This is a genomic window from Streptomyces sp. CNB091 (assembly GCF_000377965.1).
Window position 1 is genome coordinate 674,928 of sequence record NZ_KB898990.1, and the last position, 22,622, is coordinate 697,549.

The 22,622-nt window shown below is 73.6% G+C and carries 5 protein-coding genes; all 5 read right to left on the reverse strand.

Going from position 1 to position 22,622, the window contains the following annotated elements; genetic code table 11:
• Positions 1-59 precede the first annotated feature (59 nt).
• Positions 60-7,634 carry a non-ribosomal peptide synthetase gene (locus D581_RS0102900; RefSeq protein WP_018955728.1) on the reverse strand — a complete coding sequence of 2,525 codons (7,575 nt, stop codon included), beginning with the start codon at positions 7,632-7,634 and terminating at the stop codon, positions 60-62.
• Complete coding sequence (locus tag D581_RS0102905) at positions 7,631-12,382, reverse strand: non-ribosomal peptide synthetase (protein WP_026290133.1); 4,752 nt, start codon at positions 12,380-12,382, stop codon at positions 7,631-7,633. The genes D581_RS0102900 and D581_RS0102905 overlap by 4 nt, the downstream gene beginning before the upstream one ends.
• The gene (locus D581_RS0102910; RefSeq protein WP_018955730.1) at positions 12,379-17,139 is read right to left on the reverse strand and encodes a non-ribosomal peptide synthetase; all 4,761 of its coding nucleotides are present in this window, start codon (positions 17,137-17,139) and stop codon (positions 12,379-12,381) included. The genes D581_RS0102905 and D581_RS0102910 overlap by 4 nt, the downstream gene beginning before the upstream one ends.
• A gap of 147 nt (positions 17,140-17,286) precedes the next feature.
• Entirely contained in the window at positions 17,287-18,918 is a 1,632-nt protein-coding gene (locus D581_RS0102915) for an AMP-binding protein (RefSeq protein WP_018955731.1), read from the reverse strand.
• Entirely contained in the window at positions 18,915-22,556 is a 3,642-nt protein-coding gene (locus D581_RS01000000136760; protein ID WP_051114525.1) for a non-ribosomal peptide synthetase, read from the reverse strand. Before D581_RS01000000136760 ends, D581_RS0102915 begins: the two co-directional genes overlap by 4 nt.
• Between the last annotated feature and the right edge of the window lie 66 nt (positions 22,557-22,622).

Genomic DNA, 22,622 nt, shown 5'->3' on the forward strand with positions numbered 1-22,622 from the left:
CCGGTCGCGCGGCCCCGAACGGGGCCGCGCGACCGGGCGGAACGGCGCTCCGGTTCGAGTCACCGCGGGGGAAGCGCCCCCTGGGCGTCGAAGAACCTCAGATACAGGTTCAACAGCTGGGGGCCGGGCGCCGGGCGCAGGAGCCCGGAGTCCGCCAGCCCGGAACGCAGCCGCCCGGTGTCGAACGGCTCCGGCACCCAGGGAGCGGGGGGCCGCGGCCCCCCGCCGCGGAGCTGGGGCAGGAACGGCGCCACCGGATTACCGGGGTCCCCCGCCAGCGCCTCGGCCCACTCCGCCGGTTCCGCCAGGCCCACCGGCCGCCCGCAGGCGGCCATCCATTCTCCCAGGTCGGTCATGGCGATCGCCGTGGTGTCGGCGTGATGGAAGACGCCACCCTCCGACTCCGGTCGCAGCGCCAGGTGGACCATGCCCTCGGCCACCTGGTCGACCGGTGTCCACAGCTCGGCCGGTCCGTGGGCGGGGAGCAGCCCCACCCGCAGCGAGCCGACCAGCAGTCGGGCCAGGAAATCGTCCACGGTCCACGCCCCCGTACGGCTGTGCCCGGTGACCCGGGCCAGCCGGTGGACGGTAGTGGGAACCCCAAGGCGTCCGGCCTGGGCCACCAGCGACTCGGCAGCCCGCTTGCTCAGTACATAGCCGTTTCCGGACCCGTCGAGTTCGGGAAGCTCCGCCTCGGCCGGCCACCGGGCGGCTCCCGACGCGAGTCGGGGGATCACCGAGAGCGTCGAGGTGTGGTGGAGCCGCTTGAACCGGCCCGTCATCGCGAACCGCACGATCTCGGCCGTTCCCAGGGTGTTGCCCGCACGGAGCGCCGGATAGCCGCGGAGCAGGCTGATCGAGGCCGCGTTGTGGAACACGGTGTCGATCCGCTCGGCGAGATCCCGGTGGTCGGCGGGGGACAGGCCCAGACCGGGCCGGGAGAGGTCGCCCGGGACGGCGACGACCCGGTCCGCCGGCGGGGCCGGCAGCCCGAAGCGGTCCAGGGTCTCCCGGAGGCGTACGGCCGCCTGCTGCGGATCCGCCGCCCGGATCAGGCAGTGCACCCGGGCGTCGGTCCGGGCCAGCAGGGTGTCCAGCAGGAAGGCGCCGACGAATCCGGTGGCGCCGGTGAGCAGGATCTCGGAGGGGGCATCCGCGGCCGCCACGGTTCCGGGAGGCCGTACCGGAGCCGGGTCGAGCCGGGCGTCGAGGCGGAGCTGGGCCAGCGGGTCGCCCCTGCCGTCCCCGGCGGCGGGCCCCGGTGCGGGGACGGGGGCCCGCGCCGCCTCCACCACCGCTGCCAGCTCCGCCACCGTCGGACCCTCGAAGAAGGCCCGGGTCTCCACCCGCGCACCCAGTTCGGTCCTGATCCGGGCCAGGAGCAGGGGCACCAGCAGCGAGTGCCCGCCGAGCGAGAAGAAGTCCTCGTTCACACCCACCTGGGGCAGATCCAGCAGGTCCGCGACGAGATCGGCCAGCGTCTTCCGAACCGGGTCGGACGGCCGGTCCGCGTCCTGCGGGCTCCGCCGGGCGGGAGCCGGGAGCGCGGCCCGGTCGAGCTTCCCGCTGCCCGTCACCGGCAGAGCGTCGAGCACCACCACCGTGTACGGCACCATGGGGCCGGGCAGCACGGCAGCCAGCGCGGTCCGCAGTGCCTCGGGGTCCAGGGCCGGGCCCCCGCCGCCGACCGCGTACCCGACCAGCCTCCGTCCGCCGGGCAGGTCCTCCCGGACCGCCACGGCCGCCGACACCACCCCGTCGAGCGCGGTCAGCGCCGCCTCGACCTCGCCGAGTTCGATCCGGAAACCGCGGATCTTCACCTGGTCGTCGGAGCGGCCGACGAAGTCGATCCGCCCGTCGGGACGGCGGCGCACGACGTCGCCGGTGCGGTAGAGCCGGGACCCCGCGGGGCCGTAGGGGTCGGCGACGAATCGCTCCGCGGTCAGCGCGGCCCGGCCCAGATAGCCGCGGGCGAGCCCCGCGCCACCCAGATACAGCTCACCGGGGACCGATGGCGGCACGGGACGCAGCGCGGCGTCGAGGACATAGGCACGGGTGCCCGGGTCCGGCACCCCGATGGGCACCGATCCGGGCGCGGTGTTCGCGTACTCGCCCGGATCGCAGGCGCCGAGGGTGGAGTTGACGGTGGCCTCCGTGGGACCGTACGCGTTGAAGAGCCGGCGACCCGCCCCCCAGCGGGTGACCAACTGCGGTGAGACCCGCTCGGTGCCGGCCAGCAGCACCGAGTCCTTTGGGAGCACGCATTCGGGGGGCAACGCCTCCAGCAGCGCGGGGGGCAGAATCAGGAGATCGGCTCCGTGCTCGGTGGCGTACTCGGTCAGCTCGGGTCCGGCCACCCGCCGTTCCTTCGGCACCATGATCAGCCGTCCGCCGGTGCACAGGGCGAGGCAGATCTCCCAGAACGCCACGTCGAAGGCGGGCGAGGCGAACTGGAGAACCCGGGTGTCGGGGCCCACCCCGAAGCGCTCCCGTTGCGTGGCGATCAGCCCGGCCACTCCGGCGTGGGTGAGCAGAACCCCCTTGGGGCGGCCGGTCGAGCCCGAGGTGTAGACGAGGTAGGCGGCGTTCTCCGGGAGTACCGGCCCACCGCGTTCGGCATCGGTGACCGGCACCGTGGCGAGCTCCCCGATCCGCGCGGTGACGGCCGGGTCGTCGAGAGCGAGCACCTCGGCGGCCGGCCAGGCCGCGGCCAGGCCGGCCGCCTGCCCGGCGACGGTGAGAACGATGGGCGGAGCGGCGTCCCGCAGCATCATGGCGACGCGCTCGGCAGGATGGTCGATGTCCAGCGGCAGATAGGCGCTGCCCGCCTTCACCACGGCGAGTTGGGCCACCGTGGTGTGGATGGAGCGGGGCAGCGCCAGCGCGACCAGGCTCTCCCGGCCCGCGCCGCTCGCCAGCAGCAGTCGGGCGAGGCGGTTGGCGCGCTCGTCGAGCTCGCGGTAGGTGACCTCCTCCCGTTCCAGGACCATGGCGACCGCGTCGGGCCGGAGCGCGGCCTGCTGTTGGAAGGCGTCGACCAGGGTGACCGGGGTCTGGACCGACCCGGCGCCACTCCACTCGCCGAGGAGCCTGGCGCGCTCGTCGGCGGAGAGCACCTCGATCCGGCTGAGCGGCCGGTCCGGGTCGGCGGTGGCCGCCTCGAGCACCCGTACCAGCCGTTCGGCCAGCGCCTCGGCCGAGGACGGGTCGAAGAGATCGAGGCGGAAGTCGATTCGACCGCTGACGCCACCCCCGTCCGGGTGCTCGGTGAGGTCCAGCGCGAGGTCGAACTTGGCGGTACGCAGTCCGGTGTCGTGCTGGGTCGCGCTGACGCCCAGCAGCGTGGGGCGCGGGGGCGGGGCGACCTGATGGGCCAGCATGACCTGGAAGAGCGGGTGCCGGGCGAGCGAACGGGCCGGGTTGAGCAGGTCCACCAGCCGCTCGAACGGCAGGTCCTGGTGGGAGTAGGCGGCGAGGCCGGTCTCCCTCACCCGGCCCAGGAGCTCGCGGAAACCCGGGTCGCCGGAGGTGTCCGCACGCAGGACGAGGGTGTTGGTGAAGGACCCCACCAGATCGGTGAGGGCTTCGTCGGCACGGCCCGCCACCGGAGTGCCGAGCGGGATGTCGGTTCCGGCTCCGAGCCGGGTCAGCAGGGCTGCCAGCGCGGCTTGGAAGACCATGAAGACACTGGCGTCGCATCCCTGGGCGAGGTCCTTCACCGCCCGGTGGAGAGCGGGCGGTACGGCGAAGGCGACGGCCTCGGCCCGGTGACCGGCGGTGGCGGGCCGGGGACGGTCGGCGGGGAGGGCCAGCTCCTCGGGGAGGCCCGCGAGGGTGGTGGTCCAGTACTCCTCCTGGCGGCGGCCGAGGCCGTCCGGATCCTCCTCCGGTCCCAGCAGGTCACGCTGCCACAGGGTGTAGTCGGCGTACTGGACGGGCAGCGGTGCGAACGAGGGAGCGCGGCCGCTCAGGCGGGCGGAGTAGGCGGTGTCCAGATCGCGCAGCAGCGGTCCGCGCGAGGCGCCGTCGGCGGCGACGTGATGAACGAGCAGGACCAGGAGGTGTTCATCGGGTCCTGTGGTCAGCAGATGGGCGCGGAACGGCATCTCCCGGTCCAGGGCGAAGCGGTGGCCCGCGGCAGCGGCCAGCCGTTCGGGCAGCTCCGCCGGGGTCGTTTCCTCCGTGTGCAACTTGGGACGGGCCTCGTGCGGGGGCAGGACCTGCTGGCGCGGTACGCCGTCGCTGTCGGGCAGGACGGTGCGCAGGGCCTCGTGGCGCTCGGTCAGGTCGCCGAGGGCGGCCTGGAGCGCGGCGGAGTCGACCCTTCCGGTCAGCCGCCAGGCCCAGGGGATGTTGTACGTGGTGCCCTCCCGGTCCAGCCGGTCGAGGAACCAGAGCCTCCGCTGGGCGAAGGAGAGCGGAATCGCCGGGGGCCGGACGGCGGGCGCGAGCGGCGGCCGGGTGGCGGGCCCGCCATCCAGTACGAGGGCCAGCCGCGCGGGTGTGGGCGCGTCGAAGACGGCGCGCAGGGGCACCTCGGTGTTCAGTTCCGTACGGATCCGGCTGACCAGCCGGGCGGCGAGCAGGGAGTGCCCGCCGAGGCGGAAGAAGTGGTCGTCCACTCCGATGGCGGGCAGTCCCAGGACATCGGCGAAGAGCGCGCACAGCTGCCGCTCGCGCGCGGTGTGCGGCTCCCGGCGCCCGTCCGCCGGACGGCGCCCCGGGGCGGGCAGGGCGCGGCGGTCCAGTTTGCCGCTCGTGGTGAGCGGCAGGGCGGCCAGCGCGACGAAGTCGGCGGGCACCAGTTGTTCGGGCAGGAGGCGAGTGGCGTGGGCGCGGAGCCCTTCGAGGTCCGCCTCTTCGGCCGGGACACCGGCGGAGGGCACGGCGTAGGCGACCAGGCGGACATCGCCCGGGCGGTCCTCCCGTGCGACGACACGGACCTGGGAGATTCCCGGCGCACCGGTGAGTGCGGCTTCCGCCTCTCCCGGTTCGATCCGGAAGCCGCGGATCTTCACCTGGTCGTCGGTGCGGCCGATGAACTCCAGGACACCGTCCCGGTCCGAGCGCACCAGGTCGCCCGTCCGGTACATCCGGGTCCCCGGGGGTCCGAAGGGGTCGGCGCAGAAGCGTTCGGCGGTGGTGCCGGGGCGGCCGAGGTAGCCGCGGGCCAACTGGGCCCCGGCGAGATGGAGTTCGCCGGTGACACCGGGCAGGACCGGACGCAGCGCGCGGTCCAGGACGTACACCCGGGTGTTGTGCACGGGCCTGCCGATGGGCACGGTCGCGGTGGGAGGGGCGCCGGGGTCGTGCGGGTGGGCCGTGACGTCGATCGAGGCCTCGGTGGGCCCGTAGAGATTGTGCGGGTTCAGCCCCAGCACGCGGTGGCAGCGGTCGGCGCTCTCGCGGCGCAGGGCCTCGCCGCTGCAGAGCAGCAGGCGCAGGGAGCGGCAGTCGGCCGCGGCCGGTTCCTCCAGGAAGGCGTCGAGCATGGAAGGGACGAAGTGGGCGGTGGTGACGCCTTCGGACCGGATCAGTTCCGCGAGGTAGGCGGGGTCCCCCTGGCCCCCGGGGCGGGCCAGGACCAGGGTGGCCCCGGAGGCCAGCGGCCACAGGAACTCCCAGACGGAGACGTCGAACCCGGCGGAGGTCTTCTGGAGCACCCGGTCGCCGGGGCCCAGCGGATAGGCGTGCTGGGTCCAGCGGAGCCGGTTGACGATTCCGGTGTGCGGGACGGTGACGCCCTTGGGACGGCCGGTGGAGCCGGAGGTGTAGATGGTGTAGGCCGGGTGGAGGGGGTGGAGCGGCGCGGTCCGCTCACCGGGAAGCAGGTCGTGCCCCGGCTGTTCACGGCCGGTGTCGGGGCCGACGGCCAGCCGAGGTGTCGCGGGCCGGTCGGTGCCGCCGGGGGCATCCGGCGGGGTCAGCAGCAGAGCGGGCCGGGCGTCGGACAGCATCAGGGTGACGCGTTCGGCCGGATAGTCCGGATCGATCGGCAGGTACGCGGCTCCGGCCTTGTGCACGGCGAGGATCGCGGTGACCAGTTCGGGCGAGCGCGGCAGCGCCAGCGCGACGGTGTCCTCGGGGCCGATACCGCGCGAGGTGAGGACCCGGGCGAGCCGGTTGGCGCGGGTGTTGAGCTCGGCGTAGGTGAGCCTGTGGCCCTCGTGAACCAGTGCCTCGGCGTCCGGTTCGGCGGCGGCCTGCGTTTGGAAGAGCTCCGGCAGCGTCTCGGCGGTCGACGGCGCGCTCTCGCCGCGCCAGCTCTCCAGGATCCGGTCCAGTTGTTCGGGTGCGACGGCCTCAATGCTCCCGGTGGGGCGCTCGGAATCCTTGGTCAGTTCGCCGAGTACCCGCAGGAGTTGTTCGCCCAGGAGCGCGACCTCGTCCCGGTCGAAGGTGCCCGGCCGGAAGTCCAGAGTGAGCTGGAGGCCGCCCGGGGTGGCGCGGTCGGGGACGGCGGTGAGGGTGAGCGGATAGTGCGTGGAGTCCTCGCCGTCGAGCCCGGTGACCCGTAGGCCGGCCACGGCCTCCCCGGTGGTGGCCGGCGGGTAGTTCTCCACGATCGCCAGGGTGTCGAAGAGCTCGCCGCTGTCGGCCGCCGGGGCCGAGCGCCGGATCTCCGACAGGCTCGGGTACTGGTGCCCGAGCAGGCGGGACTGCTCCTCCTGGATCCGGCCCAGCAGGGTGCCGACGGATTCGGCCGGATCGAGCCGGACACGGACCGGGACGGTGTTGATGAAGAGCCCGATCATCGACTCGACGCCGGGGATCTCCGGGGGGCGGCCCGAGACGACACCGCCGAAGACCACGTCGCTCCGGCCGGTGCGACGGGCCAGCAGCAGCCCCCACGCGGCCTGGACCAGGGTGTTGGTGGTCAGCCCGCGGCCGCGGGCGAGCGCGTGCAGGGCGGCGGCGAGGTTCGGCGGGGTGGTGAGGTCGTAGCGGTGCGGGAGCACCGAGGCGCGGGCCGGGGAGGGGCCGGCGAGCAGGGTCGGGTACTCCAGACCGGCCAGTGCCTCGTCCCAGGCGGCGGTGGTGGCAGCCCGGTCCCGGCCGTCGAGCCAGGCCAGGTAGTCGCGGTAGGGGGTGACGGCGGGCAGCCTTGCCGGGGTGGGGCCGGAGACGAACCCCTCGTACAGCGCGAGCAGTTCGCGCAGCACCAGAGGGGAGGACCAGCCGTCGAGCAGCACGTGGTGGAAGGTGAGGGTGAGACGGTTACGGTCCGGCGCCAGTCGGATCAGTGCCATCCGCAGCAGGGGAGGGGTACGGATGTCGAAGCGGCGGGTGCGTTCGCCGGCCGCCAGATCATCGAGAGAGGCGCGTTGGCCGGCGTCGTCCAGGCCGGACAGGTCGTGCTCGGCCCAGGGAAGCTCGACACCCCGGAGCACCACGGCCATCGGCCGGCCCTTGGCGTTGGTGCGGAACGCGGACCTGAGGTTGGCGTGCCGGTCGAGCAGGGCCTGTCCGGCGCGGCGCAGGGCGCGGGCGTCCGTGGGCCCGGTGAGGTCGACGCCGAGCCGGACGGTGTAGACGTCGGGACCCACTCCGTCGTCGAGCTGGGTGTGGAAGAGCATCCCCTCCTGGAGGGGGGTCAGGGGCAGGACGTCCTCGATGCGGGACTGCTGGGTCATGACGGCATCCTGTCGATGTCGATGGAGGTGTCCTCGTGGGCGGAGGCCGTCGAGGGGCCGGGCCCAGGGGTGTCGGGTCCTGCCGCCGTGCTGTCGGCGTCGTCGAAGCCGAACTCGTCCTCCAGGGCGGTGATGTCGTCCTGCGTCAGCTCGACGAGAGGCAGGTCGGAAGGGGTGTGCCCGGCGGTCCCGGGCAGTTCGGCACCCTCGACCACGGCCTCCAGGACGCTGAACCACGTGGTGGCGAGGTCCTGGACCTGTTCCCGCGTGAGCAGGGACGGGGCCCAGGTCCAGCGGGCGGTGAGCCGGGGGCCGGCAGGCGTGTCCCAGGTGGCGGCGTTCACCTCGATGGCGTGGCCGAGGGGCATGGTGGGGTCGGCTCCGCCGCCGACTGGTCCGCCCGCGCCCCGGGCCGAGGCTGCCGTGTCCGGATCCGCGAATCGCCCCAGGTAGTTGAAACCGAGGGGTGGTTCGGGAAGGGCGGCGAGGGCGGGAGCGGTGCCGGCGTTGAGGTGGCGGAGAAGTCCGTGACCGAGGCCGTTGTCAGGGATGGCGCGGAGCTGTTCCTTGATGTCCTTGACCGCGCGGCCGAGGGCAGCGGGGTCGGCGCGCATCCCCTCGGCGGTGAGGGGGCCGGTGGTCAGCCGGACCGGGTGGACGGTGGTGAACCAGCCCACGGTGCGGGAGAGGTCCGTACCGGGGAAGAGGTGGTCGTGCCTGCCGTGGCCCTCCACATCGACGACCAGGGGCAGACCGCCCTGAGGCCACTGTCCGACGGCGACCGCCAGCGCGGCGAGCAGGATGTCCTGGACCCCGGTGTGGAAGAGGCCCGGGACCCGGCCGAGCAGCGGCTCGGTGTGCCGGGCGGACAGCTCCAGCTCCAGCCGCCCGGCGGTGCCCGCGGTGTCCTGTACGGGGTCGGGACGGCGCCCCGCGAGGAGAGGCCCGGGGGAAGCGAGTGTCTCGGTCCACAACGGGAGTTCGGCGATGCGCCGCGGGCTGTGTGCCTCTTCCGCGAGGAGCGCAGCCCAGCGTCGCAGGGAGGTGGTGCGGGCGGGGAGTTCGGCGGGAGTGCCCGCCCTGGCCGCGGTCAGGGCGAGGTCGAGATCCGGCAGCAGGACGCGCCAGGAGACGCCGTCCACGGCGAGGTGGTGCAGCACGAGCAGAAGCACGCCGGGGCGGCTGGGGCCGGGGTCCAGCCATTCGGCTTCCAGAACGGCTCCGGCGCCGGGGTCGAGCCGCCCACGGGCCGCCCCGGCACGCTCCTGTGCGGTGCGACGCAGCTCGATCGGGGTCGCGTCGGCGCACTCCACGTGGCGCAGCCGGGGCGCGGCGGGCACCGAGCCGGGCGGCCGGACGTGCAGGGTCCAGCCGTTCGCGGAGCGTTCGGTGCGGAGCCTGAGCGCGTCGTGGTGGTCGGTAAGGGTCTGGAGGGCGGTGGTGATCTGCCGTTCGGTGGTTCCGGCCGGGACGGCCACGACGGCGGACTGGGAGAGACCGTCCACCGGACCGTGGAGCGCGCCGAGCCAGGCGGTGATGGGAGTGGGGCCGACCTCACCCGTGCCGTCGTCCGCCGGCGAGGTGACCGGGGCCGTCGCGGTAGCCGCGCCGGCCAGGGCGGCCGGGGTGCGGCGGGTGAAGACATCCCGCGGGGTGAACGGCAGCCCGGCCGCGCGGGCGCGGGAAACCAGGGTGATGGCGAGGATGCTGTCACCGCCCAGCTCGAAGAACGAGTCGTCAGGACCCGCCCGTTCCACGTGCAGGACCTCGCGGAAGAGCTCGCACAGGGCGGTCTCGGCGGGCCCGGCGGGCGGCCTGGCGGCCTCGGCTCCCCCGGCGTCGGGGGCGGGCAGCGCCCGGTGGTCGACCTTGCCGTGCGCGGTGAGTGGCAGAACGTCGAGGACGGTGAAGGAGGCGGGCACCATGTGGGGCGGCAGCAGCGCCGCGGTGTGGGCGCGCAGTTCGGCTGAGGTGGGCCGCGGGCCGTCGGCCGTGGCGGCCCAGGCCAGCAGCCGGGTGCCGCCGGTGCCGTCGTCGCGGGGGAGGACGACACAGCGGGAGACCCCGGGGTGGGTCGCCACGGCGGTCTCGATCTCGCCGGGCTCGATGCGGAAGCCGCGGATCTTCACCTGGTCGTCGGCTCGTCCGGCGAATTCCAGAGTGCCGTCGGTGGCGAGGCGGGCCAGGTCGCCGGTGCGGTAGAGACGCTCCCCGGGGGAGAAGGGGCTGGCGACGAAGCGGGCCGCGGTCAGTGCGGGCAGCCCGAGGTAACCGCGAGCGAGTTGGGGGCCGCCGAGGTATATCTCGCCGGTCACCCCGGGCGGTACGAGGCCCAGCTCGGGGGAGAGCAGATGGGCGGTCAATCCGGGGAGCGGCCGTCCGATGACACTGGCCGCCGAGGCGGTCATCCCGGGACGCAGGAGCTGGTGGGTCGCATGGACGGTGGTCTCGGTGATCCCGTACATGTTGACCAGGTCCGGGGAGTCCGCTCCGGCGTGATCGGCGTACCACTCGGCCAGCCGCGGTGGCTGGAGGGCCTCGCCGCCCAGGATGACGGTGCGCAGCGTCCTGGTGGGTCCGCCGCGGTCGTGGACGGCGCGGGCGAGCTGGTGGAAGGCCGACGGGGTCTGGTTGAGCACGGTCACCCGGTGCTCGTCGAGGAGAGCGAGGAAGTCCTCCGGCGAGCGGCTCGTCGAGGAAGGGACGACCACCAGTCGGCCGCCGTGCAGCAGGGGACCCCAGAGCTCCCAGACGGAGAAGTCGAAGGCATACGAGTGGAAGAGGGTCCAGACGTCGTCGGGACCAGGGCTGACCAGGGCGGTCGTGGCGGTGAAGAGCCGCACGACATTGCGGTGCGGTATCAGTACGCCCTTGGGGGTGCCGGTGGAGCCGGAGGTGTAGATGGCGTAGGCGGGGTGGTCCGGGTGGAGCGGGGTACGGCGATGGCCGTCGTCCGGGTCGGTGTCCGGGCGGGCGCCCAGGTCGGCGAGCACCTCGGGGTCGTCGAGCAGGAGAGTGGTCTCGGTGAGGCGCCTGGGAGGTGTGCCGGGCGCGGCGCCGGAGAGAGTCAGCAGAGCGGTCGGCTCGGCGTCGGTGAGCAGCAGACGGATCCGGTCGGCGGGGTAGTCCGGGTCGACCGGAAGGTATCCGGCACCCGTCTTGAGGACGGCGAGTACGGCCACCACGAGTTCCGCGGAGCGGGGAAGAGCGAGGGCTACGAGCTGCTCGGGGCCCGCGCCGAGACCGATCAGCCGGTGCGCCAGCCGGTTGGCACGGGTGTTCAGTTCACGGTAGGTGAGCAGGTCGCCGTCGTGGACCACCGCGACCCGGTCGGGGGTGCGGGCGGCCTGCTCCTCGAAGAGCGCGGGCAGGGTGGCATCGGAGGGTTCCGGTGCGCGGGAGGGCCCCGCCAGGGCACGGCGCTCCGCGGGCGAGAGGACGTCGATGCTCGCGCAGCTCGCGCCGGGGGCGTCCACGAAGGCTTCCAGGACGCGGCGGAACCGGTCCAGCACGGTCCTGGCCTCGGCCTCGTCGAAGACGTCGGGGCGGTGCTTGAGGGTGAGCTCCAGTCCGGTGGGGCCGGGCATCACCATCAGGGCGAGCGGATAGTGGGTGGCGATGGGCCGGGTGGTGGAGACAGCGGTGAGGCCGGAGTCCTGCTGGGCCGTGGCGATGGAGTCCGCGTCGAACGGGAAGGACTCGAAGACCGTGAGCGTGTCGAAGAGTTCCCCGGTGCCGGTGATGCGCTGGATGTCGGCGAGGCCGAGCTGCTGGTGATCGATGAGAGCGGCCTGCTCGGCCTGGACACGGGTGAGCAGCTCCTCGACGCTCTCACCGGGGTCGAGCCGGATCCGTACGGGCAAGGTGTTGATCAGCAGCCCGACGATCTGTTCCACACCGGGCAGCAGGGGGGAACGGCCGGAGACGGTGCCGCCGAAGAGGACGTCGCGCAGTCCGGTCAGTCTGCCGAGGAGGATGCCCCAGGCCGCCTGGACCACGGTGTTGAGGGTGACGCCCCGGGCGCGGGCGAGGGCGGTGAGCCGCCCGGTGAGCTCGCCGGACAGCTCCGCGACGACCTCGTCGGGCAGTTGGGGCCGGTCGGGCCGGTCCGGGGCGAGAAGGGTCGGCCCGGTCACTCCGTCGAGCGCGGCGCGCCAGGCGTCCAGCGCCGCCTCCCGGTCCTGGCGGGCGAGCCAGGCCAGGAAGTCACGGTGCGGCCGCGCCGCGGGGAGGGCGGACGGATCGCCGTCGGCCGCGTAGAGCGCGAACAGGTCGCGCATCAGCAGCGGGGTGGACCAGCCGTCCAGGACGATGTGGTGATTCGTCATCACCAGCCGGTGCCGGCCGGGACCGGTGGTGATGACGAGGAAGCGGATGAGCGGCGGCTGCTCCAGATCGAAGCGGTCGCGCCGGTCGGCCTCGACCAGCCGGTCGACCTCGGCGGCGAGGTCGGTCTCGCCGAGTGCGGAGAGATCGGTGTGCCGCCACGGGACGGTGACCTCACGAAGCACCACCTGGAGGGGCGAGTCGCCGTCGCGGACGAACCCGGATCGCAGACAGGTGTGACGGCGCACCAGGGCCTCGGCGGCGCGGCGCAGCCGGGCGTGGTCGAGCCGGCCGGTCAGGTCGACCAGGAGTTGGGCGACATAGACGTCGACGGAGGTCTCGTCGTAGACGGAGTGGAAGAGCAGACCCTCCTGGAGCGGGGTCAGCGGGAGGACGTCCTCGATCGGGGAACGGCTGTTCATGCGGTGCGCCACCTCGATTCGAGGGCGTCGAGCCGACTCTGGTCGATGGTGACCAGGGCCAGGTCCGAGGGAGTGTGACCGCCCGCGTCGGGGCGGTCGGCGTGGGCGGTGAGAGCGGTGAGGGCGCGCTGCCAGTGCTCGGCGAGCGCGGTGACGTCACCGGTCGTGAGGACCCCGGCGGGATGGGTCCAGTGGGCGGTGAGCCGGGGGCCGTCGGGGCCGTCCTCGGTGAGGGCGTTCACGACGACGGCGGAGGGCGTGGGCATGTCGGCGTCGGAGGCGGCGGTCAGACCCCCGGGGCCGAAGCTCCAGGGCGCGGCGCTCTCCCCGGTGTCGCCGCGGAACCGGCCCAGATAGTTGAAGCCGATCTGGGGCTCGGGAAGGGCGGCGAGGGAGGGCGCGGTGTCGGTGTTGAGATGACGGAGCAGGCCGTACCCGAGCCCCCGGTCCGGCAGTGAGCGCAGATGCTCCTTGATGCGCTTCACGGCGGTTCCGGCGGCGGGGCCGCCGGAGAGCGCCTCGTCCAGATCGACTCCCGTGGTGTCGAGGCGGACCGGGTACTGGCTGGTGAACCAGCCGACGGTGCGGGTCAGATCCGTGCCGGGCACGGCGCTCTCCTCCCGGCCGTGCCCCTCCAGGGTGACGAGGGTGGTGGGTTCGGCGACACCCCGGTCGCGCCGCCAGGCGGTGACGGCAAGGCCCAGCGCGGTCAGCAGGATGTCCTCGGTGCCCGCGAAGTACGCGGAGGGCACGGTCGTGAGAAGGGCCGAGGTGGTGGCGGTCGGCACGGTGACGGTGACGGTCCGGACCGTGGACCACCGGTCGAGAGCGGGGTCCGGGCGCCGGGCGCCGAGCACCGGGTCGGGTCCGTCGAGGACCGCGTGCCACAGATCGAGTTCGGCGGTGCGGGCGGGGCTGTGGGCCGCTTCGGCGAGGCCGCCGGTCCACTGGTGCAGAGAGGTCTGTACGTCGGGGAGTCGAGGAGCCCTGTCGGCTCGCACCGACTCCCAGGCGGTGGCCAGGTCCTCGGTGATGATGCGCCAGGAGACGCCGTCCACGGCGAGGTGGTGGACGACCAGCGAGAGCCGGCCGTCGTCCGGGCCCGCGTCGTACCAGACGGCCTGGAGCATGGTTCCGGCCCCGGGGTCGAGCCGTTCCAGGGCCGCGGTGTGCTCCCGCTCGACGATGGCGGTGCACTCGGGCTCGGGGAGCCCGGTGACGTCGACCCGGTGCAGTAGCGTCCCGGCCCGTACGTCGCCCCGGGGCCGCACGGTCAGGCTCGGCCCCGCTTCGAGTACGGAACGCAGGGCGCCGTGATGATCGATGAGGGCCTGGAGGACAGCGGTCAGGCCGACGAGGTGCAGCTCGCCGGGAACCCTGAGGAGGGTGGACATGTGGTGGCGGGGGAGCAGCCCGCCGGGGCGGGCGTCGAAGGCCAGCATCAGAGGGGTGGGCGCGGCCGTTCCGGTGTCCTCGCCCGTGGCGGCCGTCTGCGGAGCGGGGTCGGGGGCCGTTTCGGCGAAGGCCGCGGCCAGGGCGGCGGGGGTGCGGTGGGCGAAGACGTCACCGGGTGAGATGGGCAGTCCGGCCGCACGGGCCCGTGAGACCAGCGAGATGATGACGATGCTGTCGCCCCCGAGCTCGAAGAACGAGTCGTCCACGCCCACGTGTTCGACGCCCAGCAACCCGGCGAAGAGGTCGCACAGGGCACGCTCTGCCTCGGTGCGGGGCTCCCGCGCCGGTGCGGCCGTGGTGAAGCCGGGGGCGGGGAGGGCTCGGCGGTCCGTCTTTCCGGACGGGGAGAGCGGCATCGAGTCCAGCAGGACGATCGCGGCCGGCACGGCGTGTTCCGGCAGCCGGGCCGTCAGATGTTCGCGGAGCGCGGCCTCGTCGACCGTGTCGGGTGCGGACGGCACGGCGTAGGCGGCGAGGTAGGAGCCGCCCGGGCCGTCGTGGTGGGCGGTGACGGCGGCGGCGGTGACGCCGGGGAAGGCGGCGACCACCGCCTCGATCTCCCCGGGTTCGATCCGGAATCCGCGGATCTTCACCTGGTCGTCCGCACGCCCCACGAACTCCAGCGTGCCGTCCGGGCGGCGTCGCGCCAGGTCGCCCGTGCGGTAGAGACGTTCACCGGGCCCGAAGGGGCTGGCCACGAAGCGGCCGGCGGTGAGACCGGGGCGGCCGAGGTAGCCGCGCGCGAGCTGGACCCCGCCGATGTACAGCTCGCCCGTGACGTCGTCGGGAACAGGGCCGAGGGCGGAGTCCAGGACGTGGCAGCCGGTGTGCGGCACCGGCCGGCCGACCGGGACAGGGCCGGGTGGTACGTCCTCGGCGGTGCCGAGGGCATGGAGGAGCGCGCCGACCGTCGTCTCGGTCGGACCGTATTCGTTGATGACCTCGACGGAGCCGTCCCCCGGCGGACGCCATCCCTCCAGGGCCTCGCCGTGCAGCGCCTCACCGGCGATCACCAGGGTGCGCGGCCCGGTCTCGGAGAACCGTACGGCGGGGAGCAGCGGCAGATGGCTGGGGGTGATCTTGAGGAAACTCGCCCGCCCGGCGGCCGAGGCCAGTGCGTCCAGGGTGTCCTCGCAGAGTTCGAGGACTCCACCCCGCAGCAGCGGGCCGTACATCGGGGTCACCGAGAAGTCGAAGGAGACCGAGGAGTGCATCAGGGTGTGCCCGGCGAGGCCCGTGAAGATCCGTCCGGCCCACTCCAGATGGGCGGCGAGCGCCCGGTGGGCGACGAGCACGCCCTTGGGGGTGCCGGTGGAGCCGGAGGTGTAGATGACATAGGCCGGGTGGTCCGGGTGGAGCGGCACGGTCCGTTCGCGGTCGCCGACGTCGTCCGCGCCGTACGCGGTCAGACCGGCGACGGTGTCGGGGGAGTCCAGCAGCAGCCGGGGCACCTGCTCGGCACTGGGCAGTCCGGGGCCGGCCGCGACGGTGGTGAGCAGCAGGGCGGGCGCGGCGTCGGTCAGCATCAGGCGGATCCGGTCCGCCGGGTAGGCCGGGTCGACCGGAACGTAGGCGGCGCCGGCCTTGAGCACGGCCAGTGCCGCGACGACGGTGTCCGTGGAACGGGGTACGGAGAGGGCCACCAGGCTCTCGGGGCCGACGCCGCGTGCGATGAGATGGCGGGCGAGCCGGTTGGCACGGGCGTTCAGCTCGGCGTAGGTCAGGGAGCCCGCGGGGGAGAGGAGGGCGGTGCGCTCCGGTGTGCGCCCTGCCTGAGCCTCGAAGAGGGCCGGCAGCAGGATGCCTGACAGCTCCGGGAGACTTGCTCCCAGCCCGGCGGCGACGATCCGCCGACGCTCGTCGGCACCCAGCAGCTCCAGCGCGGAGACGGGGGTGTCGGGCCGCTCCAGCGCCGCGTCGATCAGGGTGTCCAGCTGTTGGAGCAGCTGCCGTGCCATGGCCGCGGCGCCGTCGTCCGCCCAGTGGTTGGCCTCGACGCCCACCTCGTCGCCGATGAACTCGGCGGCCAGGGTCAGATCGAAGCGGGCACTGCCGTTGTAGACGTGGCGGCGGGTCGCGGTCAGCCCGGTGGCGGCGAAGGGTTCGAGGACCGTGCTGCGCAGCGACAGGACGACGTTGAACAGCCCCTGCTCGCCGTTTCGCCGGTGCGGGTCCGCCTCGCGCGCGACCTGGTCCAGCTCGATGTCCTGGTGCTCGTAGGCGCTGACGCAGGTGGTGCGGGCCTTGGCGACCAGCTCGGTGAAGGTGTCGCCGGGGCTTACCGAGGCACGCAGGGCAAGGGTGTTGCCGAGGTAGCCGACGACCTCCTCGGCGCGTGGGAAGTCCCGGTTGACGACGGGAGCACCGATGACGAAGTCCCGTGCCCCGGTGCAGCGGTGGAGGAGCGCGTTGACGGCGGCGAACAGCACCATGAAGGGGGAGGCGCCCTGACGACGGGCGAACTCCCGGATCCGGCGGCCGGTGCCGGGCCGCAGCCGGTGCGCCTGGTCGTCTCCGGAGCGCCCGGCGCCGCCACTGCCGCCGCTGAGCCGGGGCAGGCCGACCGGCGGCGGTGGGTCGGCGAGGTGGTCGCGCCAGTACGCCAGACCTTCGGGCCGGGGGACGACGGGCGTTTCGGGGGCGGCGGCCTCGGCGAACTGCATCGCGGGCCCCCTCGTCGACTCCTTGCCCGCGAGGAGCCCGCGGTACTCCTCCATCAGTTCGCCGAAGAAGACACCGGAGGTGGCGTCGTCCCAGGCGATGTGGTGGGCGACGAGGACCAGGCTGAACGTCTCGTCGCCGGTGCGGATGAGCCGTACGAGCAGGGGTGAGTCCGTACCGAGGTCGAAGACGTGTCCGGCGGCGGAACGGGCGAGTTCCTCGGTGCGGAGTTCGGTCTCGGAGGCGGGAAGCCGACGCAGGTCGACCTGGTCGTAGGGGGCGGTGAGCTCGGCCCGGACGCGTTGGACCGGAGAGCCGTCGGGGCCGGAGTGGTAGGTGGTGCGCAGGATGTCGTGCCGCGCGGTGAGGCGGGCGAGGGACCGGCCGAGAGTGTCGCCGTCCAGCGGTCCCCGGAGGTCCAGGGCGATCAGCACGTTGTAGGCGACGCTGTCGGGGTGGAGTTGCTGGATCGACCACATGCGGCGCTGGCCGGGCGAGAGCGGCAGCTCACGGTGGACCGGGGCGCCCGCGGCCCGGGGCTCGGGCGCCTCGCCGAGCTGCGCGCGGGCCTTGGCCCGGCGCAGCAGTTCGCGCCTGCGCTCCAGCGCTTCTCGTTCCGTCCGGGCAGCATCGGTTGTCACGGGGCTTCGCCTTCCATCGGCTTCGGCATCGGTGGGGTGACCGGGGGGCGGACAGTGGTCGGAGGGCAAGGCCGGGTCGGAGCCGGCCGCCCTGTCGCCTGGGCGGTGCGAGGGCGCCACGGTGGTACGGGCCCGGGCGGCGGGCGGTCAGTCGCCCCCGCCGGCCAGCCTGTCGATCAGGTCGCGTTTGCTGATCTTGCCCACAGCGGTGAGCGGCAGTGCGTCGAGCACGACGAGCCGGTCCGGGTGCATGAAGGTCGCGAGGCCGACCTCCGTGAGATGGGCGCCGAGCTCCCTCAGCGAGGGAGGAGCGCTCTCCGCGGCGAGGGTGATCACCGCGCAGACCAGCTCCCCCATGGTCACGTCGGGAAGTGCCACCACCGCCGCCTGGGCGACGGCCGGGTGGGCGAGCAGGTGCTCCTCCAGCTCTGTGGCGGAGACGTTCTCACCGCCGCGGTTCACGACGTCCTTCACCCGTCCCTCCACCACCAGGTGGCCCGACGGCAGCCGCCGGACCAGATCGCCGGTGCGGAAGAAGCCGTCGTCCGAGAAGGCGCCGGCGTTGTGACGCGCGGCGCGGTAGTAGCCGCGCAGCGTGTACGGGCCCCTGGCCCACAGCTCCCCCAGGTGGCCCGGCGGTACCGGTTCGCCGTCACGGTCGAGGACGCGCACCTCGTCGTCCGGGGACAGCGGGCGGCCCTGGGTGGTGGCGACGGTCTCCGCGGAGTCCTCCGGCCGGGTGTAACTGAGCAGCCCCTCGGCCATTCCGAAGACCTGTTGCAGCTCACAGCCGAGCGCGGCGGGAATTCTACGGGCGAGTTCCGGATCGAGCCGGGCGCCGCCGATCTGGAGCAGCCGGAGAGAGGAGAGATCCTCCGGGGCCCACTCGACCATCTCGGTCCACAGATGTGCCATGGGTGGCACGAGGGCGGTCACCGTGACGCGTTCGCGTTCGATGAGCCCGAAGGCCACATCGGGGCTGGGCGCCGGGGCCATCACCACCGTACCGCCCGCTCCCAGCACGCCGAGGAGGCCGGGGCACGCCAGCGGGAAGTTGTGGGCGACGGGCAGGGCCGCGAGAGCGATGTCGTCCGCGGTGAGTTCACACACCTCCGCGCTGGCCCGGGCGTTGTAGGCGTAGTCGTTGTGGGTGCGCGGGATGAGTTTGGGCTTGCCGGTGGTGCCGCCGGAGACCAGCAGCACCGCGGGGGCCGCCGGGTCGGCCCCGGGCTGGGGCCCCGGGGCGGCGGTCACCTCGCCGAGCGCGAGGAAGGGGCCGGGTTCGCCTGCGACCAGGATGTGGCGCAACGACGGGACGGCGGCGGCCGCTTCGGCCGCGAGTCGCCGGTGGTCGAAGCCCGCGTGGCGGTCGGGGACGACATAGGCGACGGCCTCGGAGAGCTCCGCCAGGTGAACGATCTCGGAGCGCCGGTGCGCGGGAAGGGTGAGGACGGGGATCGCGGCGCAGCGCGCCAGGGCGAAGAAGAGCACCACGAAATCTGCGGTGTTGGGGAGTTGAACCAGCACCCGGTCCCCCGGGGCGATGCCCAGAGCGATCAGCCCGGCGGCCATGGTGTCGGCCCGGTGGTCGAGTTCGGCGTAGGAGAGACGCCTCTCACCCGAGACCACGGCGGTCCGGGTGCCGGAGCGGGCGGCCCAGCGCCGGAGCAGATCGCCGAGTGTGGTCTCCTGCCAGTGCCCGCGTTCGCGGTAGCGCCGGGCGTCGGCGGCGGGCCACGGAGTGAAGCCCGGTCCCGAGTGAATGATCTCGGTGCTCACTGTCCACCTGCCTGGTCGGATTCGGAGCCGGGGCGGATCGCGCTCTCGTCCACGGCGGTTTCGGCGTCGAGGGCCTTGGCGACCTCCTCGTCGCTCAGGGCTTCGATGTCCAGGAAGAGCTGGGCGAGCCGGTTCAGCCTGCCCGGGTCGGGGTGGGCGGCTGCCAGCGCCCCGGCGAGCCCGGCGACGGTGGGCGCGCCGAAGAGCATCCGCACGGATGCCTGGGGGGCGTCGAGCGCCTCGCGCAGCCGGGCGACGATCTCGGTGGCACGCACCGAGTCGCCCCCGAGGGCGAACAGCTCTTCGTCGGCGGCGATGGCCCGGACGTCCAGGACCTCCTGCCAGACGTGGGCGACCGCCCGTTCCAGCGGCCCGCTGGGTGCGGCGCGCCCGGCCCCGGGCTGCTCGCGGGCGGTGAGAGCGGTGAGAGCGGCACGGTCGGTCTTGCCGTTCGCGGTGAGTGGAAGGGAGTCCAGAACGGTGATCCGGTCGGGGACCATGTGCGGGGGCAGCTTCGTTCGCAACTCCTCACGCAGCAGGTCCGGCAGTTCGTTCGCGCCGTCGAGGAGGCCGTCGGCCGCGTCGGCGAGGACTACGGCGGCGACGAGCGCCGGGGGAGCCCCGGCGGCCACGGCGACCGCGGAGCGCACCCGGGGGTCGGCTGTGAGTGCGGCTTCGACCTCCCCCGACTCGATCCGGAAACCACGGATCTTGACCTGGTGGTCGAGGCGCCCCAGGAACTCGATGCCGTCGACGGGCGTCCAGCGGGCCTGGTCACCGGTGCGATACCACCGCTGCCCCTCGTGCCGGACGAACCGGTCGGCGGTGCGCCCGGGGTCGCCGTGGTAACCGAGCGCGACGCCGGCGCCGCCGATCCAGAGCTCGCCGGGCACCCAGTCGGGACAGTCCCGGCCCCGGTGGTCCACCACCCGGCAGGCGACGTTGCGCAGCGGCGAGCCGTACGGGACCGAGTGCCAGTGCTCCGGCACCGTCTCCACCTCGCGGACAGTCGAGTGGATGGCGGTCTCGGTGGTGCCGCCGAGGGCGACGAAGCGGCAGCCGGGCACCGCGTCGGCCAGCCGTCCGGGCAGGTCCGCGCCGACCCGGTCACCGCCCAGCAGTACGATCCGCAGGCTGCTGCCGAGCGCCGCTCCGCAGCTCAGCACCATGTCGAGCAGCGCGGGCACGCAGTTGAGCACCGTGACACGGTGCCGGTGGATCAGTCCGGCCCAGCGCTCCGCGTCCCGGCGGTCGTCCTCGCCCGGCAGCACCACGGCGCCACCGGTGGAGAGCGGGGCGAAGAGGTCGAAGACCGAGAGGTCGAAGTCGAGTGCGGAGACCGCGAGGGTGCGGTCGTCCGGACCCATGCCGTACCGCTCCGTCAGATCGTCGACGGTGTTCACGGCTGCCCTGTGGGGTACGTCGACGCCCTTGGGCTCTCCGGTCGAGCCGGAGGTGAAGAGCAGGTACGCGGGGCGCTCCGGATCCTCGGGAGACGGCCGTCCGGACTCGTCCACGGCGAGCGGAGCGGGGAGGGGCGGGGTACGAAGTGCCTCGTCCCAGGGCAGCCCGGCGCCTCGGGAATCCGCTCCGGGGCGGTCGTCGGACGCGCCTTCGCCACGATCGGTGAGTACGACGGCGAGTCGGGCGGCGGCCGAGATGCGGGCGGCCCGCGCCGGCGGCTGGTCCACCCCGACAGGTACGTAGGTGCTCCCGGCGGCCAGTACGCCGAGCACCGCGACGGCCTGGTCAGGCCCCTTCGGCAGGGTAACCCCGACCCGGTCGCCCGTACGGACCCCACGTTTCCGAAGCGCTGCGGCCACCCGCAGGGCCCGGTCGGCGAGTTCGGCGTAGGTCATCGTGGCGTCGTCGCCCCAGATCAGCGCGGGGGCGTCCGGTGTCGTCCGGGCCAGCGCGAAGAAGTCCTGATGCAGCGGGCGGTCACGGCGCGGCACCGCGGTGTCATTGGCCGCTTCGCGGGCCGCCAACTGTTCGGCGGGCAAGAGTCCTTCGACCGGCAGGCCCCAGGCGGGGCCGTCCTCGGCGAGCCGGTGCACCAGCTCCTCGAAGGCGGCGAACATGGCCGGTGCCACTCCGGGGGCCAGCGCCTCCTCCCGGATGTCCCAGTTCACCAGCAGGCTGCCGCCGAGTTCGGTGATCTGCGCGTCGAGCAGCACCTGGGGGCCCTGGGAGACGATCCACACCGGGTCGCCGAAGACGGTGCTCACAGCTGGGTGGAAGAGGTCGCCGAGATCCAGGGCGCTGGTGAACACCACGGGCGCCAGCACCTGTTCTCCCGCGCGGCGGGTGAGGTCGCGCAGCACCTCGACGCCGGAGTGGGCGGTGTGGGCCATGTCCGCGTGCATCCGGGCCTGGACCGCTCGCGCGCGGTCGGTGAAGGACACCGAAGCGGAGAGGTCGACGTCGAGCAGGACGGAGCCGGTGAAGTCGCCGATGATCCGGTCCACATGGGGGTGGAGGGGTTCGCGGTCGAAGAGCGGGACATTGAGCAGGAACCGGCGGTTGGCCGACCAGGCGCCGAGCACTTCGGCGAAGGCGGTGGCCACGGCCATCGCCGGGGTCAGCCCCCGGCGCCGGGCGGCTTCGGTGAGGCGTCGGCGGGCGTCCGGATCGAGGAAGAAGTGCCGGCGTGTGACCCGGGTGGCGGGCGCCGGAGCCGTCGCGAGCGGCAGCTCGGGGGCGCCGGGCAGCTCGGACAGCCGGTCCTGCCAGTAGCGGGCGGCCTCCCGCGCGGCGTCGGCGCGGGCGGCGGGCTGCGCGGTCCGGTACTGGCGGTAGCTGTACTCGATCGTGGGCAACTGGGCGTCCGGTTCGCCGTACAGCCGGGCGAGGTCGGCAAGAAGGATCCGGTAGCTGACCGCGTCGGCGGCGACCATGTCCACATCGAGGTGGAGCCGCGTGCGGTCGCCGGGAAGCAGACTGAGCGCGGTGGAGAAGACCTCGCCCCGGTCGATGTCGAGCAACTGGTGGGAGAGCGTCTCCCGGATCCCGTCGAGGCGTGCCACCGCCTCGGCCTCGTCGAGGCCATGCAGGTCGTGCACGGTCAGTCCGCGCCGGCCGGGCAGGCTCTCGATCCGCTGCCGTCCGTCCTCGGTGAACAGGGCGCGCAGCATCGCGTGCCGATCGACCAGGCGCTCCAGCGCGGTGCGCAGCCTTTCCGGGTCGACACCGCTGCCGGGGGCGGTGTCGAACTCGGTGTAGAGATGGGCGGCGACGCCGCCGAGATGTTGTCCGTCGGTGCGGCCGACCCAGTAGGCGTGCTGCATCACCGCGAGCGGGAATTCCGCGTCCTGACCGTCCTGCGCGCCGTCGGGGTCGTCCGGCTCGCTCGGCCGCGGACGAGCTTTCCCGCCGGGCCCGGGTGGGGCGGGGTCTGCCTCCGGGAGCCGGGCAGTCACCAGTGCGGTCCAGGCTCGCAGAGTGGGCTCCTCGGCCAGTTCGGCGAAGTTCACCGACAGCCCGTCCCGGCGCCATGTGCCGATCAGCCGCATCACCGTGACGGAGGCGAGCCCGTACTCGAACAGATTGCCGTCCTCGTCGAGCGATTCCGGCTCCTCGCCGACGAGTTCGGCGATCTGGCGGCGCAGTGCGGCGGGCGTCAGTTCCGTGGGGTTCATCAGGGTGTCGCTCTCCCGAATCGCGGATAGCACGGTGTGCCAGGTGCTGCCTGGCATTTGGCGGTG